This is a genomic window from Bartonella sp. AA2SXKL, from assembly GCF_042197205.1.
GTDB lineage: Bacteria > Pseudomonadota > Alphaproteobacteria > Rhizobiales > Rhizobiaceae > Bartonella.
In genome coordinates, this window is sequence record NZ_JBHIRN010000048.1 from 1 (window position 1) to 1,445 (window position 1,445).

Sequence of the window (1,445 nt, forward strand, 5' to 3'; positions counted from 1 at the left end):
CCCTCCATTCGCCACCTTCATAGCTAGCTCCCCCTCCTAAATACATCGCTAGCGTCTGATGCAAGGAATAAAGCTGATTGCCCGTAATCGCCTCTGTCGAACCTTCAGAAATATCGCCATCTAAAACTGACTTCAGTTTGCTCTTACTTCTTTTATCTCCCTTCCCATGAAGCGCTACAAACGCACTGTCTTCATCACTCCACAACAACGCATTCTGCTCAATATTGTCTGAAATCTCATTATGAAGCTTTGTAAAGGAATTGCTTACACCAGCAAACGCTTCCGCAATATTAGGGTAGCTATGCTCTTCTGGACTACCATCATCATTAAATGTCGTAACTTTGAAAGTAGGTGCTACCCATTGACCATCTTCATAGTGAGCTCCACCACCAAAATAAGTCGCCAGCGTCTGATTCAAGGAATAAAGCTGAGAACCATTCACTGCTTCCGTCGAGCCTTCAGAAAGTGTGCCCGCTTTCACGCCAGAGAGACTACGTGCATCACCATTCATGTTTGAAATTGTGATTGCACTACCCTCTTTTTCATCACCTATCTTGATTACCTTCGTAGCATCATCCTGCTTAACAAGACTATCTCCTACAACTTTATTAATCTCATTCTGAAGCTCTTTATGAATATTCATGAATGAATCACCAACACCAGCAAACGCTTTGGCAACATCATCATAACTTTGCTCTTCAACGGCACTGCCATCTTCTTTGACAATCTTAACTTTGAAACTTGGAGCACTCCATTGACCTTCCTTATATTCAGCGCCACCACCTAAATAAGTTGCAACAGTCTTATTCGTATCAAAAAGCTGAGAACCATTGACCACCTCACTTGAGGCTTCCGAAAGCGTTCCTGCTTTCACACCGGAAAGAGTCCGTGCGGCACCATCAATATTCGAAAGCTTAACTTCTGTACCACTCTTTTCACCCCCTACACTAATAACATGTGTCTTTTCATCTTGTTTAACAAGACTATCTCCCACAACTTGGTTAATCTCATTCTTAAGCTCTTTGTGAATATTCGTGAATGAATTCCCTACACCAGCAAATGCTTTAGCAACATCATCATAACTTTGCTCTTCAACAGCACTGCCATCTTCTTTGACGATCTTAACTTTGAAGCTTGGAGCACTCCAATGACCTTCTTTATATTCAGCGCCACCACCAAAGGATTTAGCTATATTCGTAGCTGTTGTTTCAAGATTGTTAGATACACTGCTTACATTTTGATTGGTCGCAAAAAGCTGAGAACCATTGACCGCATCACTTGAGCTTGCAGAAACCTCTCCATTGGAAAGAAATGTAATCTTACTCTTGCTTTCCTTCTCTCCATGCGTCGCTACAAACGCCTCTGCGGCCTTATCCCACAACAGCGCATCGCCTTGAACTTCCTGAGTAATATTCGTGATGTTTTCAGTAAGTTCATTAAACTTA

Annotated in this window: 1 pseudogene; it reads right to left on the bottom strand. The window is 42.2% G+C overall.

Going from position 1 to position 1,445, the window contains the following annotated elements:
* Positions 1–1,445: pseudogene (locus tag ACFINS_RS09620) on the bottom strand (hypothetical protein); the annotation flags it as partial.